Raw genomic sequence first — 22,661 nt, forward strand, 5'->3', positions numbered from 1 at the left:
TGAAAACTTACAGCTGTGACCAGCCAGGGATGAAATCCATGCCCAGGAAGTTCAGCATATAGAGGATCAGGATCACCGCCATTGCGGAGAAATCGATCCCGCCCATGGCCGGAATAATACGGCGAATAGGAGCCATTAATGGTTCGGTGAGCTGTAAAAGTACCAAATCAACCGGATTGCGGCCCTGGCTGACCCAGCTCAGCAGCGAACGGATAATAATCACCCAAAATACCAGCATTCCCGCGGCTTTAGCGACGGACACCAGGCCAAAGTAGAGGAAGACCGGATCGAAGATAAAGACCCGGCTCTGTAGGGCAAAAAGCAGCGTAAACATCAGCACGCTCAGCACCCATGCCAGCAGCAGTGAGGCGGTATCCAGCGGACCGATGGACGGAATAACGCGCCTCAGCGGTTTGATCACCGGCTGGGTGATTTTTACAACAAACTGCGAAAAGGGGTTATAGAAATCGCATCTCGCCCACTGCATCCAGATGCGTAGCAACAACACTTTGACGTACAGGTTAATTACCGTTGTTACCAGAAAAGTCAACGTCAGCATGGGTTTCCTCAGTTATTGTTGTGAGTGGCGCTGTAATCACGCGCGCCAAAAATAGCGGTGCCAATGCGCACCATGGTACTGCCTGCTGCAATCGCAGCGTCCATATCGTCACTCATTCCCATAGAAAGCGTGTCGACGCCGGGATGGTTCTTTTTCAGCTCAGCAAGCGCTTCTGCCATCTGCCGACATACCGCCAGCTGACGCGCATAATCCGCTTCCGGGGCCGGAATGGCCATCAGCCCCCGCAGTTTCAGGCGCGGCAGCCGGGACACCTCATCAGCCAGCGCCTCCAGCGCCTCCAGCATGATGCCAGATTTACTGTTCTCATCGCTGATGTTTATTTGGATAAGCACGTTGAGCGGCGGTAAAGCGTCAGGACGCTGCTCGTTCAGGCGCACGGCAATTTTCAAACGATCCAGCGTATGGCACCAGTGAAAATGCTCAGCCACCAGGCGACTCTTGTTGGATTGCAGAGGGCCGATAAAGTGCCACTCCAGCCCCGGATTCTCTATTGCCTGGATCTTATCAACGCCTTCCTGCACGTAGTTTTCACCAAAACAGAGCTGTCCCGCGGCGGCGGCTTCCTCAACCGCGCTCGCAGGTTTAGTTTTACTGACTGCAAGCAGCGTAATTTCTTTCGGATCGCGCCCGCAGCGCGAAGCAGTCGCTGAGATATGCTCAAGGACAAGGTGTAAGTTGTGCTGAATCGAGGTCATAGTCAGGGAAAAATTATGGATATCGAAGACATTGTGGCCCTTAGTGTAAAGCATAACGCGGGGGATCTGCACCTTTGCAGTGGCCTTCAACCCTTCTGGCGTCTAAATGGCCGTCTGGAAAAAATAAGCGGTTGCGCAACGATCGGTGCGGCAGCGCTGGAATCGCTGGCGAGCGCCTGGCTGGACTGCGCCCGGCAGGCGCAGCTGGAAAGCGTGGGACAGGCTGATATTGCACTAACCACCGCGGGTGGGACGCGTTTGCGCGCGCATTTTTTCCAGCAGAGAAGTGGGTTGTCACTGGCTGTCAGGGTGATTGCGAGTGACTGCCCGGCGCTGGGCGCGCTGCGGCTACCGCCCGTTGTCAATGGGTTGCTTCAGCAGAAGGAGGGGCTGGTGCTGGTAACGGGTGCAACAGGAAGCGGGAAGTCGACCACGCTGGCCGCGTTTGTCGATGCGCTCAACAAAAATCAGGATCGCCATATCATTACGCTGGAAGATCCGATCGAATTCCTTCATTACAGCCAGATATCGCTGATCCAGCAGCGGGAAATAGGCCTGCACTGTGCCTCTTTTAGCGAGGGATTACGGGGGGCACTGCGTGAAGATCCGGACGTTATCCTGCTTGGCGAACTGCGGGACCTCGAAACTATCCAGCTGGCCCTGACGGCGGCGGAAACCGGGCACCTGGTGCTGGCGACGCTCCATACCCGTGGCGCGGCACAGGCGGTTGAGCGGCTGGTGGACGCGTTTCCCGGTACGGAAAAAAACCTGATCCGCAGCCAGCTGGCTGGCAGCCTGAAGGCGGTAATCGCCCAGAAGCTGGTGGAGGGGTGTCGCGAGGGCAGGGTGGCGCTATTTGAAGTGCTGGTGAATACCCCGGCGGTAGCGAATATGATCCGCGAGGGGAAAACGCACCAGCTGCCGGGGCTGCTGCAGACGGGTATGCAATCCGGCATGCAAACTTTTGAACAAAGCCTGCATGAAAGACGCAGGATGGGCCTGACGAACAAATGATTTTTTAATTGTAACATTACTTATTTTAGGGTTATATTGTGTTTCCGCCAGGATATTGCGCGGTGTTAATAAACTAATTTAGTTAAAGGGAATTATATGAATAAATTAATCAAGATCACTCTTCTTACTGCTGTCATCGCAACATTATCAGGCTGTAGCGGTAGTGTTTATAATAAAGAAAAAAACTGCGACTATGATTATCTGCTCCATCCAGCCATTTCAATTTCCAAAATCATTGGCGGGTGTGGTCCAACAGATAAATAAGCCTGCATCAGTTTATCGCTTTAAAGCCGCCCCTGTAGGGCGGCTTTTACGCAGGGTTGCCTCGTCGTTCAGGCACCTTATGCTGCATATTATCCCCCGGTTCATTACCAACATCACGGTAACAGGCTTCAATTTTCTTAATTGTCTGACTAATTGCAAATATCGCGTGACCCAGTGGATTAATGCAATGCGGTTAGTTAACAATAATAGGCAAGAATAATAATTAATTTGCTAAGCATTCAGGTTTTCAAAATCCCTGCCGCGCCCGTTATTCAGCATGGCGTGCAGTGCTGTTGCATCATTATTTACCCCAATGCACTATTTATACGCCCAACGTACTAAGCATTGCTAAATAACGTAGGGTCAGTGCAGCAGCATTATACTTATGACCAGGCCTGTTCAAACCAGCTCTCCAGGATAATGACCGCTGACAGTGAGTCAACGCTTCCTTTATTCAATGCGCGGAAGCCGCCCTGAGCAAATAAATCCGCTCTGGCTTCGACGGTGCTAAGACGTTCGTCGTGCAGATCAACCTGGACACCAAAGCGACCATGCAGGCGATTAGCAAATTTCCTGGCCCGGACGGTCAGTGGCTGCTCGGTGCCATCCATATTCAACGGCAGGCCGACGACGACGCGATCGGGCTGCCACTCTTTTAGCAGCGCTTCGATTTTGTTCCAGTCGGGAATACCATCCTGAGCCTTCAGCGCGTTGAGGGGGCGGGCGGTGCCGGTCAGCTGCTGTCCAATGGCGACGCCAATACTTTTAGTGCCAAAATCGAACGCCAGCAGTGTCATGTGAGTCATCAGGCGTGCCCTGCATCGCTGGTCATATTATGTATGTCCACGCCAATACTTCTGGCCGCTTCGCGCCAGCGGTCGGCGATCGGCGTAGTGAACAGGATATTGCTGTTTGCCGGGGTGGTGAGCCAGGCATTTTCCAGCAGTTCACTCTCCAGCTGATCCTTTTCCCAGGCACAGTAGCCCAGAGCGACCAGCACGTTTTTTGGACGTTCCGGCGTGCCCAGCGTCTCAAGCACATCGCGGGAGGTGGTAATAATGGTGTTATCTGACACGCGAATACTGGAGGCATAGGTGTGCTCAGCAGAGTGCAGAATAAATCCGCGATCTTCTGCCAGAGGACCACCCGCAAATACCGGCTTATCGAGTTTCGCCTCGGGATCGCGCGGGTTTGGCACGATCTTGAGCTTTTTAAGCATACCCTCTACCGTCAGGTTTTCCATCGGTTTGTTAACGATAAGGCCCATTGCCCCTTCGTCATTATGCTCGCAGATATATACCACCGAGCGTTTAAACAGCGGATCCTGCAGGGTCGGCATCGCAATCAAAAAATGATGCTGTAAATTCATTATCAGGGTTCTGTATTCGGGTTAACCACCCGCAGCCGGGGCTGCAGATGACGTTAACGGGTTAATTACGGGGCCCGCTGACCCCGTATAAAGAGTTATGCCAGGCGCTTCTCAATGGCATCCATCAGCATACCCGTAATTGAAACAGGGAATGCTGCTTCGATCTCACGCACGCAGGTTGGGCTGGTTACGTTAATCTCGGTCAGCTTATCGCCGATGATATCCAGACCAACAAAAATCAGCCCTTTAGCTTTGAGCGTTGGCGCAACACGGCGGGCGATTTCCCAGTCACTGTCGCTTAGCGGTCGGGCTTCACCGCGCCCACCGGCGGCCAGGTTACCGCGCGTCTCGCCGGATTTAGGAATGCGCGCAAGACAGTAAGGCACCGGTTCGCCATCCACTACCAGCACGCGCTTGTCGCCTTCTTTGATCGCGGGCAGGTAATTTTGCGCCATGCAGTAAAAGCTGCCGTGCCCGGTCAGCGTTTCGATAATCACCGACAGGTTGGGGTCTTCCTGCTTGATACGAAAAATCGAGGCACCTCCCATTCCGTCCAGCGGCTTAAGGATGATATCGCCATGCGTCTGCCAGAACTCACGGATCTGCTGTGCATTACGTGTGACCAACGTATCCGGCGTCAGTTCCGCAAACCAGGCGGTAAACAGCTTTTCATTACAATCACGCAGGCTCTGTGGCTTATTAACAATCAGCGTCCCTTTTTCCTCTGCGCGCTCAAGGATGTAAGTGGCGTAGATGAATTCGGTATCAAATGGCGGATCCTTACGCATCAGCACCACATTCAGATCGGCCAGCGGGATATCCTGTTCGCTGCCGAACTCAAACCAGCTTTCAGCATTCTGCTCCACGCTCAGCAGGCGCGTATGCGCCCGGGCTTCTCCGCCGCGCAGGTAAAGATCGCTCATCTCCATGTAATGAATCTCATAACCACGGCGCTGTGCTTCCAGCAACATGGCGAAGCTGGTGTCTTTCTTAATATTGATGGAGGTAATCGGGTCCATCACAATGCCAAGCTTAATCATTTTTGCTTCTCCAGTGAGCGGCCATATTTGCATGTGGAACGCAGGTGAGTACCTACCCCAAATCGCCAAAGCGAACCTGTAAGGCGGTAATTGCGGTTAAGGCTGTCGTTTCCGTACGTAATACGCGCGGACCTAAAAGAATATCGGTAAATCCATAGCCTGAGGTCATACTGATTTCGTCGGAGGAAAGGCCGCCTTCGGGGCCAATCAGCAGGCGGACGCGCTCAACGGGTAGCGGCAGCGTATTAATACTCTGGCTGGCGCGTGGATGAAGGTTAAGCTTCAGGCCGTCGTCCTGCTCGGCGCACCATGCCGCGAGCGTCATCGCTTCCCGGACCTCTGGCACACTATTTCTGCCGCATTGCTCGCAGGCCGCAATGACAATTTTTTGCCACTGCTGAATTTTCTTCGCCAGCCTTTCCGCATCCAGCTTTACGCCACAGCGTTCAGAAAACAAGGGGGTAATGGTATTTACCCCCAGCTCGACGGCTTTCTGAATGGTAAACTCCATCTTCTCGCCGCGTGACATAACCTGCCCAAGATGCAGGTAGAGCGGGGATTCACGGCTATCTTCACGACTTTCGCCAGCGCGAACCCGTACGCTTTTTTTATCGGCGTGCACAATTTCTGCCTGAAAAGTCAGATTATTGCCATCAAAGAGTTCAAGGGTCTGGCCGACCGTCATTCTTAACACCCGGCCAACATGGTTAGCGGCCTCGTCGCTGAGAGCCACTTCGCTGCCCGGCGTTATCGCTTCGGGATGAAAGATGCGGGGTATGCGCATGGAAGTCCTGCTTAATAGTGACTGGCCGCATGGGGGGCGGCCATTAAAGAGCTCTAGTTTAGGTCAGTGATTTTACCGCTGGCAAGCCTGCTGTACATAAGGATTGTGGTTTCCCTGCACGCGGGCGATGCGGTTGTCGCGCTCACACTCCCAGGCCGTAACCGGATACTGCTTGTCCCACACCGTCATCAGCTGGGTCTGCTGCGAGGACATGGCTAATTTATAGCGATCGCGCATATAAAACCAGGTGCGGGCGATTGTGCCACGTGCGCGGGCAGGCGGCTCGGCCTGCTTATTTTTGAAGTCGATTTTCATTTCACACTGGCCATACTGGCGCTCGCTGCCGTTCCACTGACTGTACATAAAATTACCGCGATCGCCGTTCACTTCACCAATCGCTGGCTGCAGATTATGCAGGTCCGTCTCTATCTGTCGGTAGCCCGCATCTTTTGCGCACTGTTTTCTCCCGCCCTGCTGCCAGCACTGCCGCTGATGGCCGAAGGTCCAGGCGGGCACCACATGCTCCCACTCTATACGATGGGCGCGATTTGCATTTTTACGCACCTGATAGCCGCAGGATGCCAGATCGGGTACGCCTTTTTTACCCTGCCACTGAATTTTACAGCCACAGTAGAAGCTGCCGGGCGCATCGGCATTAATCCTGGCAGCCCAGGTTTTGGCCTGGCTAAAGCTATTCTGGTGATAGTTCTCCGGCCCACGCCCGTGAGCGAAGAAAACCGGCAGGAGTAAACAGCAGGAAAGAACACTGATAATTTTGCGAAGCATATTCCAGAACGTCAGTAATAAATCAAGGCGGCGAGAGTAACAGATGCCCCGAATATTCGGAAACTGACGGCGATAATTTAGTGGATTTTTGCCTGTTTATTCATCATTTACTGGAATTTTCAGATTGCTGGAAATCGCCGGGAAGCAGGCGATCGCCGCAGCGCACGCAGCGGTACTCACTCTGGCCCCGCAGCACGCGATTATGACGTCGGACGGTAAGCTGGTGCTGCTGGCAGCCGCAGCGATAGGGAAAAGAGCGGCTGCGTACGGTTTCCACCTCAAACTGATGCGTACGTCGGGCGGGAATACCCAGCACGGTTTCCATCATCCACTTCCACTCCTTACCATGCGGTGCCACGCGGCCGAAATACTTCCAGACCAGCAGATGGGCAAGCTCATGGGGTACCACCTCGTCGACGAACGCCTGCTGGTTTTCCATCAGCAGCACGGGATTGAGCCGGATTTCCCAGCTTTGTAGCCAGGCCGTCCCGGCAGCTGTGCCGCGCTGTTGATAAACCACTTTCGGTTCCGGATAGCTGCGTTCGAGGTGCTGGTTAGCCTGCAGTAATTTTTCGCGCAGCGAGCGCATTACCGCCTGCTGAAGGGCGACGGGAAGTCTGAGGGTTTTCATAGGGCAGAGAATACGATGGGAAAGCGGGGAGATCAATGAATGGCCGGGTTTCCCCGGCCAGAAAGACTTAGTCACGCTGACCGATATCGCGCAGCTTTTTGCCGCTCAACAGGTTGCGTTCAATGTGCTCAAGAGAAACGTTTTTCGTTTCCGGGATAAGGATAATCGTCAGGATGATGAATACCACATTCAGACCGGCGTAAACCCAGAAGGTATTCGCGTTACCCAGGGAGTTCAGCATAGTCAGGAAGGTTGCACCCACGATCATGTTCGCAATCCAGTTGGTGGCGGTAGACACGGTGATACCGAAATCGCGGCCTTTCAGCGGCTGGATTTCTGAACAGAGTACCCAAATCAGCGGACCTGCGCTCATGGCAAAACCAACGATAAACATCATCAGCATGGCAATGGCAAAGTACTGTGCGCCTGAGGAATGAATGCCAAGATGCAGCATCGTACCCAGAACACCCATGCCCGCTGCCATCACCGTGAAGCCCAGCTTCAGCGTTGGCTTACGGCCCCAGCGGTCAACCAGACCGATGGCAATAAAGGTTGCCAGCACGTTAACCAGGCCGACAATTACCGTGCCCCACATCTGCTGAGTGGTATTGGTAAAGCCTGCAATTTCAAAAATTTTCGGTGCGTAGTACATGATAACGTTCATACCGGTGAACTGCTGCATAACCTGCAGCAGAACACCGAGATAGACCGCCCGGCGGAAATTACCGTTATCTTTGAACAGGCTCCAGCCGGACTGTTTGATTTTCAGGCTTTCGCGAATTTCGTCCAGCTCACGCTTAGCCTGCTCGCTGGTATCGCGCAGGCGATCAAGTACGCGCTGAGCATCACGGAAGTTGCCACGCGCCGCCAGCCAGCGCGGGCTGTTCGGCAGGAAGCAAACGCCAACCAGTAACAGCGCAGCGGGGATGGTAATCACACCCAGCATCCAGCGCCATTCGCCGGTGAAGCTAAAGGCGGTGTCGGAAAGGTAGGCACCCAGAATACCGATGGTAATCATCAGCTGGTAGAGAGAGATCATACTGCCGCGAATCTTCTCTGGCGCAATTTCAGAGAGATAAAGCGGCGCGGTGTAAGAGGCTACACCGACGGCAAGGCCCAGCAGAACGCGAGCCACAATCAGCATCTCCGGGTTAGGGGACATTGCCGACCAGAGCGAGCCGATAACGAAAAGCACTGCGCCAATCATCAGGCTTTTCTTACGACCAAGGCGTGAAGACATCCAGCCGCTACCGACAGCACCGACGGCGGCACCGAACATCATTGAACTGACAATCCATTCCTGCTGGTGGGCAGTGACGTTAAAGTCTTTCGCAATAAAGGGTAAGGCACCGGCAATAACGCCGATATCCAGACCAAAAAGCAGGCCGGCAAGCGCCGCCAGGAAACACACAAATAAGGTCATGACCTTATTTGAGGTCCTGCTGTGTTTTTTATTATCAGGCATAAAGCCTCCATGTAAGTGGTACCGCATATTGTTGTTATAAATGTTAGAAAACCTTTGTGCGCAAGACTGTGCTACAGATCACAATGGTGTAATCGGTTACACACTGGATCTCTGTTAAAAGTAGCCTGTTCATGCGCGCTTACGCTTTATAACCAGTTAGTCATAGCACTAAATATTTTCACTTAATTCCCTGATGGTCCTCTATCAGACAGCGCTGAAAATAACGCATTACAGTAGCATTTGTCAGGCCAGTAAATTCTTAATATTAGAAAAAACAGCAAGTTTCATGATGTAATCGTTATCACCCCGTCGCGTTCTGCGTCAACGAAGTGTAGACAGGCGACGATAAACTGCCAGATAGCGGGCAGCAAAAAGGGCACCCTGGGGTGCCCCTTAACCGGCAGAGACTGGGCTTATTTAAGACCCGCGGCCTCGCGCAGCTGAGCTGCCTTGTCGGTTTTTTCCCATGGGAAATGTTCGCGGCCAAAGTGGCCGTAAGCTGCCGTTTCACGGTACATCGGGTGCAGCAGATCCAGCATCTGAATCAGACCGTAAGGGCGCAGATCGAAGAACTCACGCACCAGCAGCGTAAGCTGCTCGGTAGGCACCTTTTCAGTCCCGAAGGTTTCAACCATGATTGAGGTTGGCTCGGCCACGCCGATGGCATAGGAAACCTGGATTTCACAACGGTCAGCCAGACCCGCAGCAACGATGTTTTTTGCCACATAACGCGCGGCATAGGCTGCTGAACGGTCGACTTTGGAAGGATCTTTACCGGAGAAAGCACCGCCGCCGTGACGCGCCATGCCGCCGTAGGTATCCACGATAATTTTACGTCCGGTCAGGCCACAGTCGCCCATAGGCCCACCGATAACGAAACGGCCCGTTGGGTTAATGTGGTATTTGGTGCTGGGGTTGATCCACTCAGCTGGCAGAACCGGCTTGATGATCTCTTCCATCACCGCTTCCTGCAGATCCTTCAGGGAGATATCTTCGCTGTGCTGGGTAGAAAGCACTACCGCATCAATACCAACGATTTTTCCATCGTCATACTGGAAGGTGATCTGGCTTTTAGCATCAGGGCGCAGCCAGGGCAGGGTGCCGTTTTTACGGACTTCTGACTGGCGCTGAACCAGACGGTGCGCATAGGTCACTGGCGCAGGCATCAGGACGTCGGTTTCGTTAGTGGCGTAGCCAAACATCAGGCCCTGGTCACCCGCACCCTGTTCCAGCGGATCGGCACGATCCACACCCTGATTGATATCAGGAGACTGCTTGCCAATGGCGTTCAATACGGCACAGGAGTTGGCATCAAAGCCCATATCGGAATGGACATAGCCGATTTCACGCACGGTATTACGGGTGATCTCTTCGATATCGACCCATGCCGAGGTAGTGATTTCACCACCGACCAGCACCATGCCAGTTTTTACATAGGTTTCACAGGCTACGCGCGCCTTAGGATCCTGTGTGAGAATAGCATCGAGCACGGCATCAGAAATCTGGTCGGCAATTTTGTCGGGATGTCCTTCTGATACGGACTCGGATGTAAAAAGGTGTTTAGCCATTTTATTCTTTACCTTACTAATACGGGTTGGAATCGACTGCATAGCGCGAAAGAGTGGGTACCAGTCTGCAATATCAAACGGGCCTTGTGCTCAGCGCCCCCTCAGGCAAAGCCGTGAGCAGTACATAGGTTCTAAGACGCTTAGAAGTTAACCGGTATGGATGGATTAACATCTGGACGGCTATTTTAGGTTACTCGTTAAGCGGATTGCCAGCGTTTTTTCATGAAATCAAATTTCATCGAGGGTGAAAATAGCAGAAATTGCTAACCGAACGGGCATTTCGCACTTTTAGATTTTGCATTTCACCGGGCCCGACTGTATAAAACGCCGCTGCTTTAAGCCTTATAGAAAGGATTGGCGGACTTATCCCTCCTTTACGGCCTTTTCAGGCATGCATTATCCATTGTCCGCACGCAGGCCATCGTCTTTCCCGCGCGTGCAGGCTGATATGTTCACGGGTGGTAACCTGGTACTCTCAGTTCCCCCTGAGAGATTTTCGCTTTTGACTGTCTGACTCCTGACGGAGGCCGTTACGTGTTTGATGTTATACTTCAGAAACCGACAGGTGCGATGCCGCAGCATTTTATGCTGAATTTCCCGCTGGTCGATGGGTTGTTGTCGCGGGCTTTCCCTGCGATAGTGGTTAACTGTTCCGCATTTTACCAATTTGAGGCTCGCAATGTCTGACGACATCAAGACAATCAAGGGTTCGTCAGCAGGCGAACAGGGTGTACTCCGCTCAATGCAGGAGGTGGCCATGAGCGATCAGGATGCCAGCAAGATGCTGCGCACCTATAATATTGCCTGGTGGGGCAATAACTACTACGACGTGAACGAACTGGGTCATATCAGCGTTTGCCCGGATCCGGACGTGCCGGAAGCGCGCGTTGATCTGGCGAAACTGGTTAAAGAGCGCGAGGCCGATGGTCAGCGTCTTCCTGCCCTGTTCTGTTTCCCCCAAATTCTGCAACACCGCCTGCGTTCTATTAATGCGGCGTTTAAGCGTGCCCGTGAATCCTACGGCTACCGCGGCGACTACTTCCTCGTTTACCCGATCAAAGTTAACCAGCACAAACGCGTGATTGAATCCCTGATCAACTCCGGCGAGCCGCTGGGGCTGGAAGCGGGTTCAAAGGCCGAGCTGATGGCGGTTCTGGCCCACGCCGGGATGACCCGTTCGGTCATCGTCTGTAATGGCTATAAGGATCGCGAGTATATCCGCCTGGCCCTGATTGGGGAAAAGATGGGCCATAAGGTCTATCTGGTCCTTGAGAAAATGACCGAAGTGAAGCTGGTGCTGGAAGAGGCAGAACGGCTTAGCGTCACGCCGCGTCTTGGCATTCGCGCCCGACTGGCCTCTCAGGGCTCCGGCAAATGGCAGTCAAGCGGTGGCGAAAAGTCTAAATTCGGCCTTTCCGCGACTCAGGTTCTGAAGCTGGTTGATATCATGCGCGAGGCGGGGCGTCTTGAGAGCCTGCAGCTGCTGCACTTCCACCTGGGTTCGCAGATGGCAAACATTCGTGATATCGCGACCGGCGTACGCGAATCTGCGCGCTTCTACGTTGAGCTGGCGAAGCTGGGCGTTAACATCTCATGTTTCGACGTTGGCGGCGGTCTGGGCGTCGATTATGAAGGTACCCGTTCGCAGTCCGACTGCTCGGTAAACTATGGCCTGAACGAATACGCTAACAATGTGATCTGGGCGATCGGCGATGCCTGTGAAGAGCATAATCTGCCGCATCCGACGGTGATCACCGAGTCAGGCCGTGCGGTGACCGCGCATCATACCGTGCTGGTGTCTAACATCATCGGCGTGGAACGTAATGAGTTCAGTACGCCGCAGGCACCTTCAGACGATTCGCCGCGTCCTATCGTCAGCATGTGGGATACCTGGCAGGAGATGCACGAGCCGAGCAACCGCCGCTCGCTGCGTGAATGGCTGCACGACAGCCAGATGGATCTGTTCGATATCCATACCGGCTATTCGCAGGGGACCTACAGTCTGAACCAGCGCGCCTGGGCGGAACAGCTCTACCTGAGTATCTGCAACTATATTCAGCAGCATCTTGATCCCAGCAACCGTGCGCACCGTCCGATTATCGACGAACTCCAGGAGCGCATGGCGGATAAAATTTACGTCAACTTCTCGCTGTTCCAGTCAATGCCGGACGCGTGGGGTATTGACCAGCTGTTCCCGGTCCTGCCGCTGGAAGGGCTGAACAAGTCGCCGGAGCGCCGTGCGGTGCTGCTGGATATCACCTGTGATTCGGACGGCACTATCGATCACTATGTCGACGGCGACGGGATAGCCACTACCATGCCGATGCCGGAGTACGACGTAAATAATCCCCCGATGCTGGGCTTCTTTATGGTGGGTGCTTACCAGGAAATCCTCGGGAATATGCATAACCTGTTTGGTGACACCGAAGCGGTAGACGTTTTCGCCTTTGCGGACGGCAGCGTGGAAGTTCAGCTCTCCGACGAAGGGGACACCGTGGCGGACATGCTGGAGTACGTTCAGCTTGATCCGCAGGAGCTGCTGACGCATTTCCGTAAACAGATTAAAGAGAGTGACCTGGATGAGGAGCTGCGCGCGCAGTTTATCGCCGAGTTTGAAGCAGGTCTGTATGGCTACACCTATCTGGAAGACGAATAGTTTTCCCCTCGCGCGGTTTGATAGTAAAAGGACAGAGTATGAATAACACGCTGGGCCACCAGTACGACAACTCGCTGGTGTCTAACGCCTTCGGGTTTATGCGTTTTCCGGTTAATTTCCAGCCCTGGGATAGCGATGCTGAATGGGTAATTACCGGTATTCCTTTCGATGCGGCGACCTCTGGCCGTCCCGGGAGCCGTTTAGGCCCGGGTGCCATCCGCCAGATCTCCACCAACCTGGCGTGGGAAGGGTGCCGCTGGCCGTGGAAGTTTGATCTGCGCCAGCATCTGAAGGTGATCGACTGTGGCGATCTGGTCTACGCGTTTGGTGATTCTCAGGATCTGAGTGACAAACTCCAGGCGCACGCGGAAAGATTGCTGGAAAGCGGCAAGCGCATGCTGACCTTTGGTGGCGATCACTATGTGACGCTGCCGCTGCTGCGCGCCCATGCTAAGCATTTTGGTAAGATGGCGCTGGTGCATTTCGATGCGCACACCGATACCTACTCTAACGGCCCGACGTTCGATCACGGCACGATGTTCCATCACGCGCCGAAAGAGGGGCTTATCGACCCTGCGCGTTCGGTACAGATTGGTATTCGCACCGAATTTGATGACGCTCTCGGCTTCAACGTGCTGGATGCCGCGCAGGTTAATGAGCGCAGCGTGGACGATATCATCGCCCAGGTGAAGCAGATTGTGGGCGACATGCCGGTCTATCTGACCTTCGATATCGACTGTCTGGATCCTGCCCATGCACCCGGTACCGGCACGCCGGTGATCGGTGGGCTGACGACCGATAAGGCCACTAAGCTGGTGCGCGGCCTGCAGGGGCTGAACATTGTCGGGATGGATCTGGTCGAGGTAGCGCCGGGCTACGATCAGTCCGATCTGACCTCGCTGGCGGCCGCCACGCTGGCGCTGGATATGCTGCACGTTCAGGCCGTCAACAAAGGCATCTGACCGTCAGTGTGCTAAAAAAGGGCCTGGCGCATGACTGCGTCAGGCCCTTTTTTTCGTTCAGCGTTTATTTACCGGACGCGATGCGTTCCTTAATATGCTGCGCGCGGGCTGCTGAGGCCGGGTGGGAGTCAAACATTGTGCTCTGATGACTGCCCTCCAGCGTCGCCAGCTTGTCGAAGCTGGTGACCAGCCCCTGCGGGTCGATACCGCGCTTCTTCAGCAGGTCATAAGAGTAGTCATCCGCCTGTGACTCCTGCGTTTGTGAAAACTGTGCATTGACCAGTTTTTCCCCCAGATCGCCTAGCTGAGATTGCGACAGCGAGCCAGCAATGCCGCCCGCGGCACCCGCCGCCGTCCGTGCTGCGGTGGTGCTCCAGGCAACCTGCATAGCTTTACGGGTGTGTCCTAAAGCAACGTGGCCCATCTCATGCCCCAGCACGCCTTCAACTTCGTTATCGGTCATCAAATCCATCAGTCCGCTATAAACGCGAATGCAGCCATTCGCCATGGCCCAGGCGTTAACGTCCTTCGTGATATAGACCTTATAGTCTGCTGGCGTGCCGTTGATATTATCGCCCAGCGCCGCCGCAATTTTGTTCAGCCGCTGCGTATACGGGCTATCCGCTGGCGCAATCTGCGCCTCTTTATCCATTTGTTCACAGGACTTAACGCTGAGGGCTTTCACCTGGTCGTTAGTCAGGGTTGCAGCCTGAAATGCCTGTGCGCCGGACTGCATCAGGGCGTTGCTGTCGATATTGGCACAGCCGGCGAGTGCATTGGCGACGGCAAATGCCACCAGAGCAGAACGTAATTTCATTGGGTATATCCATTAAGTAACAAGAGATTAAGGGTAAAAACCTGCCATAAGGACAGGAAAGGAAAGCGAATCTGTCACAGGGCGTTATAAACGTGTTCCGCGCTAATGCATAGTTCACAGGATGAAAAATGCAAGTCAATACCGGTTATATTGCACGTTACGCCATGTACAGACGATGCGATCTTCATGTACATTGTGGGTCGACTTTTACAACTTTGCCTGATAACTCATTGAATAAAATAGGTTAAGGACGGCGAAGCGTTTAATCCGACCTGGAGTAGAACATGTCTTCTCGTAAAGAGCTTGCCAACGCCATTCGCGCATTGAGTATGGATGCAGTTCAGAAAGCCAATTCCGGCCATCCCGGTGCACCTATGGGCATGGCAGATATCGCCGAAGTCCTGTGGCGCGACTTTATGAACCACAACCCGACCAACCCGCAGTGGGCCGATCGCGACCGCTTCGTGCTGTCAAACGGTCACGGATCCATGCTGATTTATAGCCTGCTGCACCTCACCGGCTACGATCTTCCGATTGATGAACTGGCAAACTTCCGTCAGCTGCATTCTAAAACGCCGGGACATCCTGAGTTTGGCTACACGGCGGGCGTCGAAACCACCACCGGCCCACTGGGGCAGGGCGTGGCGAATGCGGTAGGCATGGCGATCGCTGAACGCACCCTCGCGGCGCAGTTTAACCGTCCGGGCCATGAGGTAGTGGACCATAACACCTGGGTGTTTATGGGCGATGGCTGCATGATGGAAGGCATCTCACACGAGGTCTGCTCACTGGCGGGTACGCTGAAGCTTGGCAAGCTGGTCGCGTTTTATGATGATAACGGCATCTCCATTGACGGTCATATTGATGGCTGGTTCACCGACGATACCGCGAAGCGCTTTGAAGCCTATGGCTGGCACGTCGTGCGCGGCGTGGATGGTCACGATGCGGATGCGATCAAAAAAGCCATCGAAGAAGCGATAGCGGTCAGCGATAAGCCTTCACTGCTGATGTGCAAAACGGTAATTGGCTTTGGCTCACCGAATAAAGCCGGCACGCATGACTCACACGGCGCAGCGCTGGGTGATGCTGAAGTTGCACTGACCCGTAAACAGCTGGGTTGGGAACATGCGCCTTTTGTTATCCCAACTGAAATCTATGCGCACTGGGATGCCCGCGAAGCCGGTCAGGCTAAAGAGGCCTCCTGGAACGAGAAGTTTGCCGCCTATGCGAAGGCGCATCCTGAGCTGGCTGCCGAATTTAAACGCCGCATGAGTAACGAACTGCCGGACAACTGGCAGCGTGAATCGCAGGCCTTTATTGAGAAGCTTCAGGCTAACCCGGCAAAAATCGCCAGCCGTAAAGCCTCACAGAATACGCTGGAAGCATTCGGTAAACTGCTGCCGGAATACCTGGGAGGATCTGCCGATCTGGCTCCCAGCAATCTGACGATGTGGTCGGGTTCTAAGCCCCTCAATGAAGATGCAGCCGGCAACTACATCCACTACGGCGTACGCGAGTTCGGCATGACCGCCATTGCGAACGGCATTACGCTGCACGGTGGTTTCCTGCCTTACACCGCCACCTTCCTGATGTTTGTGGAATATGCGCGTAATGCGGCGCGTATGGCGGCGCTGATGAAGATCCGTCAGGTGCTGGTTTATACCCATGACTCTATCGGTCTGGGAGAAGATGGCCCGACGCATCAGCCGGTTGAGCAGATGGCCAGCCTGCGCGTGACGCCGAATATGAGCCTGTGGCGTCCCTGCGACCAGGTGGAATCCGCGGTCGCCTGGAAATATGCCATTGAGCGTCAGGATGGCCCTACGGCACTGATATTCTCCCGCCAGAATCTGGCGCAGCAGGATCGCAATGCCGAGCAGCTGGCTAACGTGGCGCGCGGTGCTTACGTGCTGAAAGAGTGTGAAGGCCAGCCCGAGCTGATTCTGATCGCTACCGGTTCCGAAGTGGAGCTGGCGGTGGGCGCATACGATCGGCTGACCGCCGAAGGGCGTAGGGTTCGCGTTGTCTCCATGCCGTCTACCGATGCGTTTGACAAGCAGGATGAGGCCTATCGTGAGTCCGTGCTGCCTAAAGCGGTTAGCGCGCGCGTGGCAATTGAAGCCGGTATCGCTGACTACTGGTTTAAATATACCGGTTTGAATGGCGCAATCGTGGGCATGACGACCTTCGGTGAGTCAGCGCCAGCCGATAAGCTTTTCGAGATGTTTGGTTTCACCGTTGACAACGTTGTCGCGAAAGCAAAAGCGCTGCTGTAGTCAACTGAGGTCGCCCGGTAACCGGGCGACCTCGCAGAGACTGAGCCGTCCAATTGTGCGGCAACCGCTCCGTATAGCGCCTGTCGGTAGTTACACCGCAGGCGCTTTATCGTTCAGTTTACCCTCCGTTGCCGCCTGCACTGGGGCCTCGCCCCCAGATTTTACTTTCCCGGTCTTGATGTTCTCTTTCTCCTGCGCCAGAGGTTTCGACGTGCCGTGGAAGCAGCCCTGCTGGCTGACGGAGAGTGACGCGCACTCAACGGTGCCTTCCATAAAGCCGCTGGCATTAATGACCAGCTCACGGCTAATACAGCGTCCGGTTAGCCACCCGCTAATCTCAATACGGTTTGCCGCGATCTCGCCGTTAACCTTCGCTTTTGACAAAATGAATACCGTCTTTTCAGCGTAAATCTTGCCTTCAAAGGTGCCGTTTATCCTGACGTCACTGGCGGCGTGGATCTCCCCTGAAAGCATACATCCCTCATGAATGTAGGTAGCATCTGCATTGGGAGCCGTAACGGCCTCAGGCGTCTCGTGGGGGTTTTCATGCGCTTTCGCGGTGTGTTCTGGCGTGGCTTTACGTTTAAACATTGTCATTCCTTTGGTGAAAACGGCTTTTTCAGACAGGAAGTTAAGGGCTGCATAGAGGATAACTAATGCCCCGCTATAGTATTGCCAGCGTGGCAACGGGATAACATGGTCGCCCCTGTAAATCAGCAGTTCGGACGCCCAGATTAACCAGATATACCAAAGTAGGTTGTAATTCATCATGCAGCTTGTCTGTACCAGCAGAAAAGTGTGGAGATTAAGGAGGGGTATGACCAGACTATCGCCGGTTGCGGTGGCGATATTTGACGCGTCCTTCCTGGATGCGAAAGCGGTACAGCCTCTTCCCTGATGTTTATCCACCAGCCCGTTTGGCTAAGCCAAAATACGTGCTGGGGGATGACAGTCTACTTGAGGTCGTTGCAATCGCGTATTTATTCATGCACTTCATTTAGCGAATGTGATCTCTGTCAGAATTTCTGCGTCGTGATTGATCTAACGCATTCCAATTATTCTCCGCACTCTTTATTCTGGCTGAACCGTTTCAGTTGACGTTAACGTGGCTGTTTACCCACGTTCAGGGCGGGGTCAGGTGGTAATAATTTCTGTACAAACCTAACTGACTGGCTCAGGCTAACGGTCCGGTTTTGCACTGATTTCTGATGCGGGAGTGAGATGACAATTCGTATTGCCATAAACGGTTTTGGTCGCATTGGGCGCAACGTACTTCGTGCGCTCTATGAAACCGGTCGTCGTGCTGAAATGACCGTGGTGGCGATCAACGAGCTGGCCGACTCCGCAGGAATGGCCCATTTGCTGAAGTATGATACCAGCCATGGCCGCTTTGCATGGGATGTGCGCCAGGAGCGCGATCTGCTGTGGGTGGGTGACGATACCCTCCGTATTTTGCACTGCGAGGAAATCGAAAATTTACCCTGGCAGGAGCTGAATGTTGACGTGGTGCTGGACTGTACCGGCGTATACGGCAGCCGGGCAGATGGCGAAGCGCATCTGAAAGCGGGGGCGAAAAAAGTGCTGTTTTCCCATCCGGGTGACCAGGATCTGGATGCCACCGTCGTGTACGGCGTCAACGAAAAAGCCCTGCGGCCCGAACACAGAATCGTCTCAAATGCCTCCTGTACCACCAACTGTATTATCCCAATAATCAAGCTGCTGGATGATGCATTCGGCATTGAGTGGGGGACCGTCACCACCATTCACTCAGCGATGCACGATCAGCAGGTTATCGACGCCTACCATACGGATTTGCGGCGCACCCGCGCGGCCAGCCAGTCCATCATCCCGGTTGATACGCGGCTGGCAGCGGGCATTACCCGAATTTTTCCGAAATTTAATGACCGCTTTGAAGCCATCGCCGTACGGGTGCCTACCATCAACGTCACGGCGATTGATTTAAGCGTCACCGTGCGTGATGCCGTCAGTGCGCTGGAGGTGAACACGCTGCTGCGAAATGCGTCAGAGGGGGCGTTTAGTGGTATAGTTGACTATACGGAATTACCGTTAGTTTCCATAGATTTTAACCACGATCCGCACAGTGCCATTGTAGACGGCACCCAGACCCGGGTGAGCGGTCAGCGCCTGATCAAAACGCTGGTCTGGTGCGATAACGAATGGGGCTTCGCTAACCGAATGCTCGACACGACGTTAGCGATGGTCGCAAGCGGTTTCAGCCAGGGCGCTCTGCGCCTGTAAAAACTTAGAGAATCAACGAGAGGATTCACCATGTCTGTAATCAAGATGAGCGATCTGGATCTTGCTGGTAAGCGTGTATTAATTCGTTCTGACTTAAACGTGCCGGTAAAAGAGGGCAAAGTAACGTCTGATGCGCGTATTCGTGCCTCACTGCCAACTATCGAAGCAGCACTTAAGCAGGGCGCTAAAGTAATGGTCACCTCCCACCTTGGCCGCCCTGTCGAAGGTGAATATAACGAAGAGTTCTCCCTGCTGCCGGTGGTTAATTACCTGAAAGATAAGATTTCTTCTCCTGTTCGTCTGGCGAAAGATTACCTCGACGGCGTCGACATTGCTGAAGGTGAGCTGGTCGTGCTGGAAAACGTGCGCTTCAACAAGGGCGAAAAGAAAGACGACGAAGCGCTGGCTAAGAAATACGCAGCCCTTTGCGACGTGTATGTTATGGACGCCTTTGGTACGGCGCACCGTGCGCAGGCCTCTACCCACGGCGTTGGCAAGTTCGCCCCCGTGGCCTGTGCAGGCCCGCTACTGGCTAACGAACTGGACGCGCTGGGCAAAGCTCTGCTGCATCCGGCCCGCCCTATGGTTGCCGTGGTCGGTGGTTCTAAAGTCTCCACTAAATTTGATGTGCTGAACTCCCTGGTGAAAATTGCCGACACGGTCATTGTGGGTGGCGGTATTGCCAACACCTTCGTCGCGATTGATAACAACGTGGGTAAGTCGCTTTACGAGCCAGACTTTGTGGACGCGGCCAAAAAACTGCGTGACGAGTTTAAAATCCCGGTCCCAACTGACTCCCGCGTCGGCACGGAATTCTCTGAAACTGCGCCTTCGACCGTGAAGAAAGTAAGCGAAGTGCAGGACGATGAAGAGATCATGGACTTCGGTGACGAAACTGCCGAAGCCATGGCTAAACTATTGAAAGAGGCCAAAACTATTCTGTGGAACGGCCCGGTTGGCGTCTTTGAGTTCCCTAACTTCCGTAAGGGTACGGAAATCGTTGCCCGGGCAATTGCAGAGAGCGATGCATTCTCTATCGCCGGTGGCGGTGATACGCTGGCAGCCATCGATCTCTTTGGCATCGAAGATAAAATCTCCTATATCTCTACCGGTGGCGGTGCTTTCCTTGAGTTCGTGGAAGGTAAAAAACTGCCGGCGGTTGCCATGCTTGAAGAGCGTGCGAAACAGTAACCTCTGGGGCGGGGGCTTGCCTCCCGCCAGAATGATTTGCCTGCCTGGCAGGTTCATTATCTTTTCATACGACCGACGAAACAGGACACAAGAACATGTCTAAAATTTTTGATTTCGTAAAACCAGGCGTTGTCACCGGTGACGACGTACAGAAAATTTTCAAAGTGGCGAAAGAAAACAAATTCGCTCTCCCGGCAGTAAACTGCGTAGGCACTGACTCCATCAACGCCGTGCTGGAAACCGCTGCAAAAGTAAAAGCGCCGGTCATTATTCAGTTCTCTAACGGCGGCGCCGCATTTATTGCGGGTAAAGGACTCAAGTCCGATAAGCCACAGGCGGCGGCTATCCTGGGCGCTATCTCCGGTGCGCATCACGTTCACCAGATGGCTGAACACTACGGTGTGCCGGTTATTCTGCATACTGACCACTGCGCCAAGAAACTGCTGCCGTGGATCGATGGTCTGCTGGACGCGGGCGAAGCGCACTTTGAAAAAACCGGCAAGCCACTGTTCTCTTCCCACATGATTGATCTGTCAGAAGAGTCTCTGGAAGAAAACATCGAAATCTGTAGCGGTTACCTGAAGCGTATGTCCAAACTGAACATGACGCTGGAAATCGAACTGGGCTGTACCGGCGGTGAAGAAGATGGCGTAGATAACAGCCATATGGACGCATCAGCCCTTTACACTCAGCCAGAAGACGTTGATTACGCTTACGAAAAACTTAACGCTATCAGCCCGCGTTTCACCATCGCGGCTTCATTTGGTAACGTTCACGGCGTCTATAAGCCGGGTAATGTGAAGCTGACCCCACCCATCCTGCGCGATTCTCAGGACTATGTGAGCAAGAAACATAACCTGCCGCACAACTCTCTGGATTTTGTTTTCCACGGGGGATCCGGTTCTTCTGCCGCAGAGATTCAGGAATCTATCGGCTACGGCGTGATCAAAATGAATATTGATACCGATACGCAGTGGGCAAACTGGGACGGTATCCTGCAGTATTACAAAAAGAACGAAGGTTACCTGCAGGCGCAGCTGGGTAATCCTGAAGGCGCAGATAAGCCGAACAAAAAGTACTACGATCCACGCGTATGGCTGCGTGCCGCACAGTCTTCAATGATTGTGCGTCTGGAGCAGGCCTTTAAAGAACTGAACGCGGTAGACGTACTGTAAGTAATAAGCTGACTGTAACTGGTCGCTCAAACGTAGCGGAGGATCTCTCACGAGGTCCTCCGTTTTTTTTGGCGGATTTTTAATCCGGGAACTGCCGCGCCGGGGGAATCAAGCTTCTCCATCACGACTTATTTGGCATCTGACGACTTTTTTGATTACCCTTAATCTCTGGAATGTCAGTGACAACTGGCTGTGGATGGCGGCCAAAGCCGCTGCGAACAACAACAGGATAGTCGAATGGAAGATCTGAATGTAGTCGATGGTATCAATCATGCCGGAGGATGGCTGGTACGAAACCAGGCGCTGCTGCTAAGCTATGCGGTCAATATTGTCGCCGCTCTTGCGATTATCTTTATCGGGATGATGGTTGCCCGCGTCATCTCCAGAACCCTGAACAAAGTTCTGCGCGCCCGACATATTGATGCCACCGTAGCAGACTTTCTCTCCGCGCTGATACGTTACGCCATTATTGCCTTTACGCTGATTGCGGCGCTGGGAAGGGTCGGCGTACAAACCGCTTCGGTCATTGCCGTGCTGGGTGCCGCAGGTCTGGCCGTCGGTCTGGCGCTTCAGGGATCGCTGTCAAACCTGGCGGCTGGCGTGCTGCTGGTAACCTTCCGTCCGTTCCGCACCGGCGAATTTATTGATATCGGCGTGATGGGTACGGTACAGAGCGTACAGATTTTCTCCACCACGCTGAAAACGAGTGATGGTAAAGTTGTCGTGGTGCCAAACGGTAAAATTATTGCCGGTAATATCGTTAACTACTCCCGTGAACCCAACCGCCGCAACGAATTTATCATCGGGGTCGCCTACGACGCGGATGTGGATAAAGTCATTGCGCTGCTGCGTGAGGTGGTTGAAGCCGACAGCCGCGTGTTGCAGGATATGGGCGTGCAGATTGGTCTCAACGAACTGGCCGCTTCCTCGCTTAACTTCGTGGTGCGCTGCTGGAGCAGTGCAGGAGACCTGCAGAACGTCTACTGGGATCTGATGAAGAACTTTAAGCGTACGCTGGATGCGAACGGCATTGGTATTCCTTATCCGCAGATGGATGTTCACCTGCATCAGGCTAACGTGCCTGAGGCTGAACCCTCTGCGCCAGCCCGCAGCCCTTCCGGGGCGTAAT

General features: G+C 53.9%; 22 protein-coding genes. 10 read left to right on the forward strand and 12 right to left on the reverse strand.

Annotation, left to right across the window (positions count from 1 at the left end):
- Window positions 1–7: 7 nt before the first annotated feature.
- Together AC4PCC_RS03310 and AC4PCC_RS03315 are read right to left on the reverse strand one after the other, a co-directional pair.
- Window positions 8–559 (reverse strand): YggT family protein, encoded by a 552-nt coding sequence (locus AC4PCC_RS03310; RefSeq protein ID WP_067708803.1) that lies wholly within the window; start codon window positions 557–559, stop codon window positions 8–10.
- A gap of 8 nt (window positions 560–567) precedes the next feature.
- Entirely contained in the window at window positions 568–1,275 is a 708-nt protein-coding gene (locus tag AC4PCC_RS03315) for a YggS family pyridoxal phosphate-dependent enzyme (RefSeq protein ID WP_492127450.1), read from the reverse strand.
- A 15-nt stretch (window positions 1,276–1,290) separates the two neighbouring features.
- Between AC4PCC_RS03315 and AC4PCC_RS03320 the strand changes: the two genes are divergently transcribed.
- Window positions 1,291–2,289 carry a type IV pilus twitching motility protein PilT gene (locus AC4PCC_RS03320; RefSeq protein WP_492126391.1) on the forward strand — a complete coding sequence of 333 codons (999 nt, stop codon included), beginning with the start codon at window positions 1,291–1,293 and terminating at the stop codon, window positions 2,287–2,289.
- 96 nt (window positions 2,290–2,385) lie between these two features.
- Complete coding sequence (locus tag AC4PCC_RS03325) at window positions 2,386–2,553, forward strand: YhfL family protein (protein WP_345828898.1); 168 nt, start codon at window positions 2,386–2,388, stop codon at window positions 2,551–2,553.
- 383 nt (window positions 2,554–2,936) lie between these two features.
- Here AC4PCC_RS03325 and ruvX read toward each other — a convergent pair whose 3' ends face one another.
- The 8 genes from ruvX to metK all read right to left on the reverse strand — a co-directional run bounded on the left by ruvX (window position 2,937) and on the right by metK (window position 10,196).
- The gene (gene ruvX, locus AC4PCC_RS03330; protein WP_197473351.1) at window positions 2,937–3,359 is read right to left on the reverse strand and encodes a Holliday junction resolvase RuvX; all 423 of its coding nucleotides are present in this window, start codon (window positions 3,357–3,359) and stop codon (window positions 2,937–2,939) included.
- Window positions 3,359–3,922: a YqgE/AlgH family protein gene (locus AC4PCC_RS03335; RefSeq protein ID WP_067708815.1), complete on the reverse strand. Its 564-nt coding sequence runs from the start codon at window positions 3,920–3,922 to the stop codon at window positions 3,359–3,361. The genes ruvX and AC4PCC_RS03335 overlap by 1 nt, the downstream gene beginning before the upstream one ends.
- Before the next feature lie 95 nt (window positions 3,923–4,017).
- Window positions 4,018–4,962 (reverse strand): glutathione synthase, encoded by a 945-nt coding sequence (gene gshB / locus AC4PCC_RS03340; RefSeq protein WP_492126392.1) that lies wholly within the window; start codon window positions 4,960–4,962, stop codon window positions 4,018–4,020.
- Window positions 4,963–5,014: 52 nt separating this feature from the next.
- Window positions 5,015–5,746, reverse strand: coding sequence for a 16S rRNA (uracil(1498)-N(3))-methyltransferase (gene rsmE, locus AC4PCC_RS03345; RefSeq protein WP_492126393.1), 732 nt, complete (start codon window positions 5,744–5,746; stop codon window positions 5,015–5,017).
- A gap of 72 nt (window positions 5,747–5,818) precedes the next feature.
- Complete coding sequence (gene endA / locus AC4PCC_RS03350) at window positions 5,819–6,532, reverse strand: deoxyribonuclease I (RefSeq protein ID WP_492126394.1); 714 nt, start codon at window positions 6,530–6,532, stop codon at window positions 5,819–5,821.
- A gap of 103 nt (window positions 6,533–6,635) precedes the next feature.
- Entirely contained in the window at window positions 6,636–7,163 is a 528-nt protein-coding gene (locus tag AC4PCC_RS03355; protein ID WP_067708840.1) for a SprT family zinc-dependent metalloprotease, read from the reverse strand.
- A 67-nt stretch (window positions 7,164–7,230) separates the two neighbouring features.
- Window positions 7,231–8,628, reverse strand: coding sequence for a sugar porter family MFS transporter (locus AC4PCC_RS03360; RefSeq protein WP_067708843.1), 1,398 nt, complete (start codon window positions 8,626–8,628; stop codon window positions 7,231–7,233).
- Between the two features lie 413 nt (window positions 8,629–9,041).
- Window positions 9,042–10,196 (reverse strand): methionine adenosyltransferase, encoded by a 1,155-nt coding sequence (gene metK, locus AC4PCC_RS03365; RefSeq protein ID WP_067708845.1) that lies wholly within the window; start codon window positions 10,194–10,196, stop codon window positions 9,042–9,044.
- A 585-nt stretch (window positions 10,197–10,781) separates the two neighbouring features.
- Between metK and AC4PCC_RS03370 the strand changes: the two genes are divergently transcribed.
- The 3 genes from AC4PCC_RS03370 to speB are packed head-to-tail and all read left to right on the forward strand — an operon-like array spanning window position 10,782 to window position 13,814.
- Window positions 10,782–10,883, forward strand: coding sequence for a virulence promoting factor (locus tag AC4PCC_RS03370; RefSeq protein ID WP_369815719.1), 102 nt, complete (start codon window positions 10,782–10,784; stop codon window positions 10,881–10,883).
- Window positions 10,876–12,852 carry a biosynthetic arginine decarboxylase gene (gene speA, locus AC4PCC_RS03375; protein ID WP_067708847.1) on the forward strand — a complete coding sequence of 659 codons (1,977 nt, stop codon included), beginning with the start codon at window positions 10,876–10,878 and terminating at the stop codon, window positions 12,850–12,852. Before AC4PCC_RS03370 ends, speA begins: the two co-directional genes overlap by 8 nt.
- Before the next feature lie 38 nt (window positions 12,853–12,890).
- Window positions 12,891–13,814, forward strand: coding sequence for an agmatinase (gene speB / locus AC4PCC_RS03380; RefSeq protein ID WP_492126395.1), 924 nt, complete (start codon window positions 12,891–12,893; stop codon window positions 13,812–13,814).
- Between the two features lie 64 nt (window positions 13,815–13,878).
- Here speB and loiP read toward each other — a convergent pair whose 3' ends face one another.
- Window positions 13,879–14,631: a metalloprotease LoiP gene (loiP, locus tag AC4PCC_RS03385; RefSeq protein WP_492126396.1), complete on the reverse strand. Its 753-nt coding sequence runs from the start codon at window positions 14,629–14,631 to the stop codon at window positions 13,879–13,881.
- Window positions 14,632–14,915: 284 nt separating this feature from the next.
- Between loiP and tkt the strand changes: the two genes are divergently transcribed.
- Complete coding sequence (gene tkt, locus AC4PCC_RS03390) at window positions 14,916–16,907, forward strand: transketolase (RefSeq protein WP_492126397.1); 1,992 nt, start codon at window positions 14,916–14,918, stop codon at window positions 16,905–16,907.
- A gap of 90 nt (window positions 16,908–16,997) precedes the next feature.
- On the opposite strand, the gene AC4PCC_RS03395 is transcribed toward tkt, so the two are convergent.
- Window positions 16,998–17,498, reverse strand: coding sequence for a bactofilin family protein (locus AC4PCC_RS03395; RefSeq protein ID WP_492126398.1), 501 nt, complete (start codon window positions 17,496–17,498; stop codon window positions 16,998–17,000).
- A gap of 630 nt (window positions 17,499–18,128) precedes the next feature.
- Between AC4PCC_RS03395 and epd the strand changes: the two genes are divergently transcribed.
- From epd to mscS, 4 genes are all read left to right on the forward strand, one after another.
- Window positions 18,129–19,166, forward strand: coding sequence for an erythrose-4-phosphate dehydrogenase (gene epd, locus AC4PCC_RS03400; protein WP_492126399.1), 1,038 nt, complete (start codon window positions 18,129–18,131; stop codon window positions 19,164–19,166).
- A gap of 30 nt (window positions 19,167–19,196) precedes the next feature.
- A complete protein-coding gene (gene pgk / locus AC4PCC_RS03405) occupies window positions 19,197–20,357 on the forward strand; it encodes a phosphoglycerate kinase (protein ID WP_067708856.1) in 1,161 nt (386 codons plus the stop codon).
- A gap of 95 nt (window positions 20,358–20,452) precedes the next feature.
- On the forward strand, window positions 20,453–21,532 hold the full coding sequence (gene fbaA, locus AC4PCC_RS03410; RefSeq protein WP_067708858.1) for a class II fructose-bisphosphate aldolase: 1,080 nt from the start codon (window positions 20,453–20,455) through the stop codon (window positions 21,530–21,532).
- Window positions 21,533–21,769: 237 nt separating this feature from the next.
- A complete protein-coding gene (gene mscS, locus AC4PCC_RS03415; RefSeq protein WP_492126400.1) occupies window positions 21,770–22,660 on the forward strand; it encodes a small-conductance mechanosensitive channel MscS in 891 nt (296 codons plus the stop codon).
- Window position 22,661: the final 1 nt, after the last annotated feature.

The organism is Erwinia sp. L03-1, assembly GCF_058686115.1.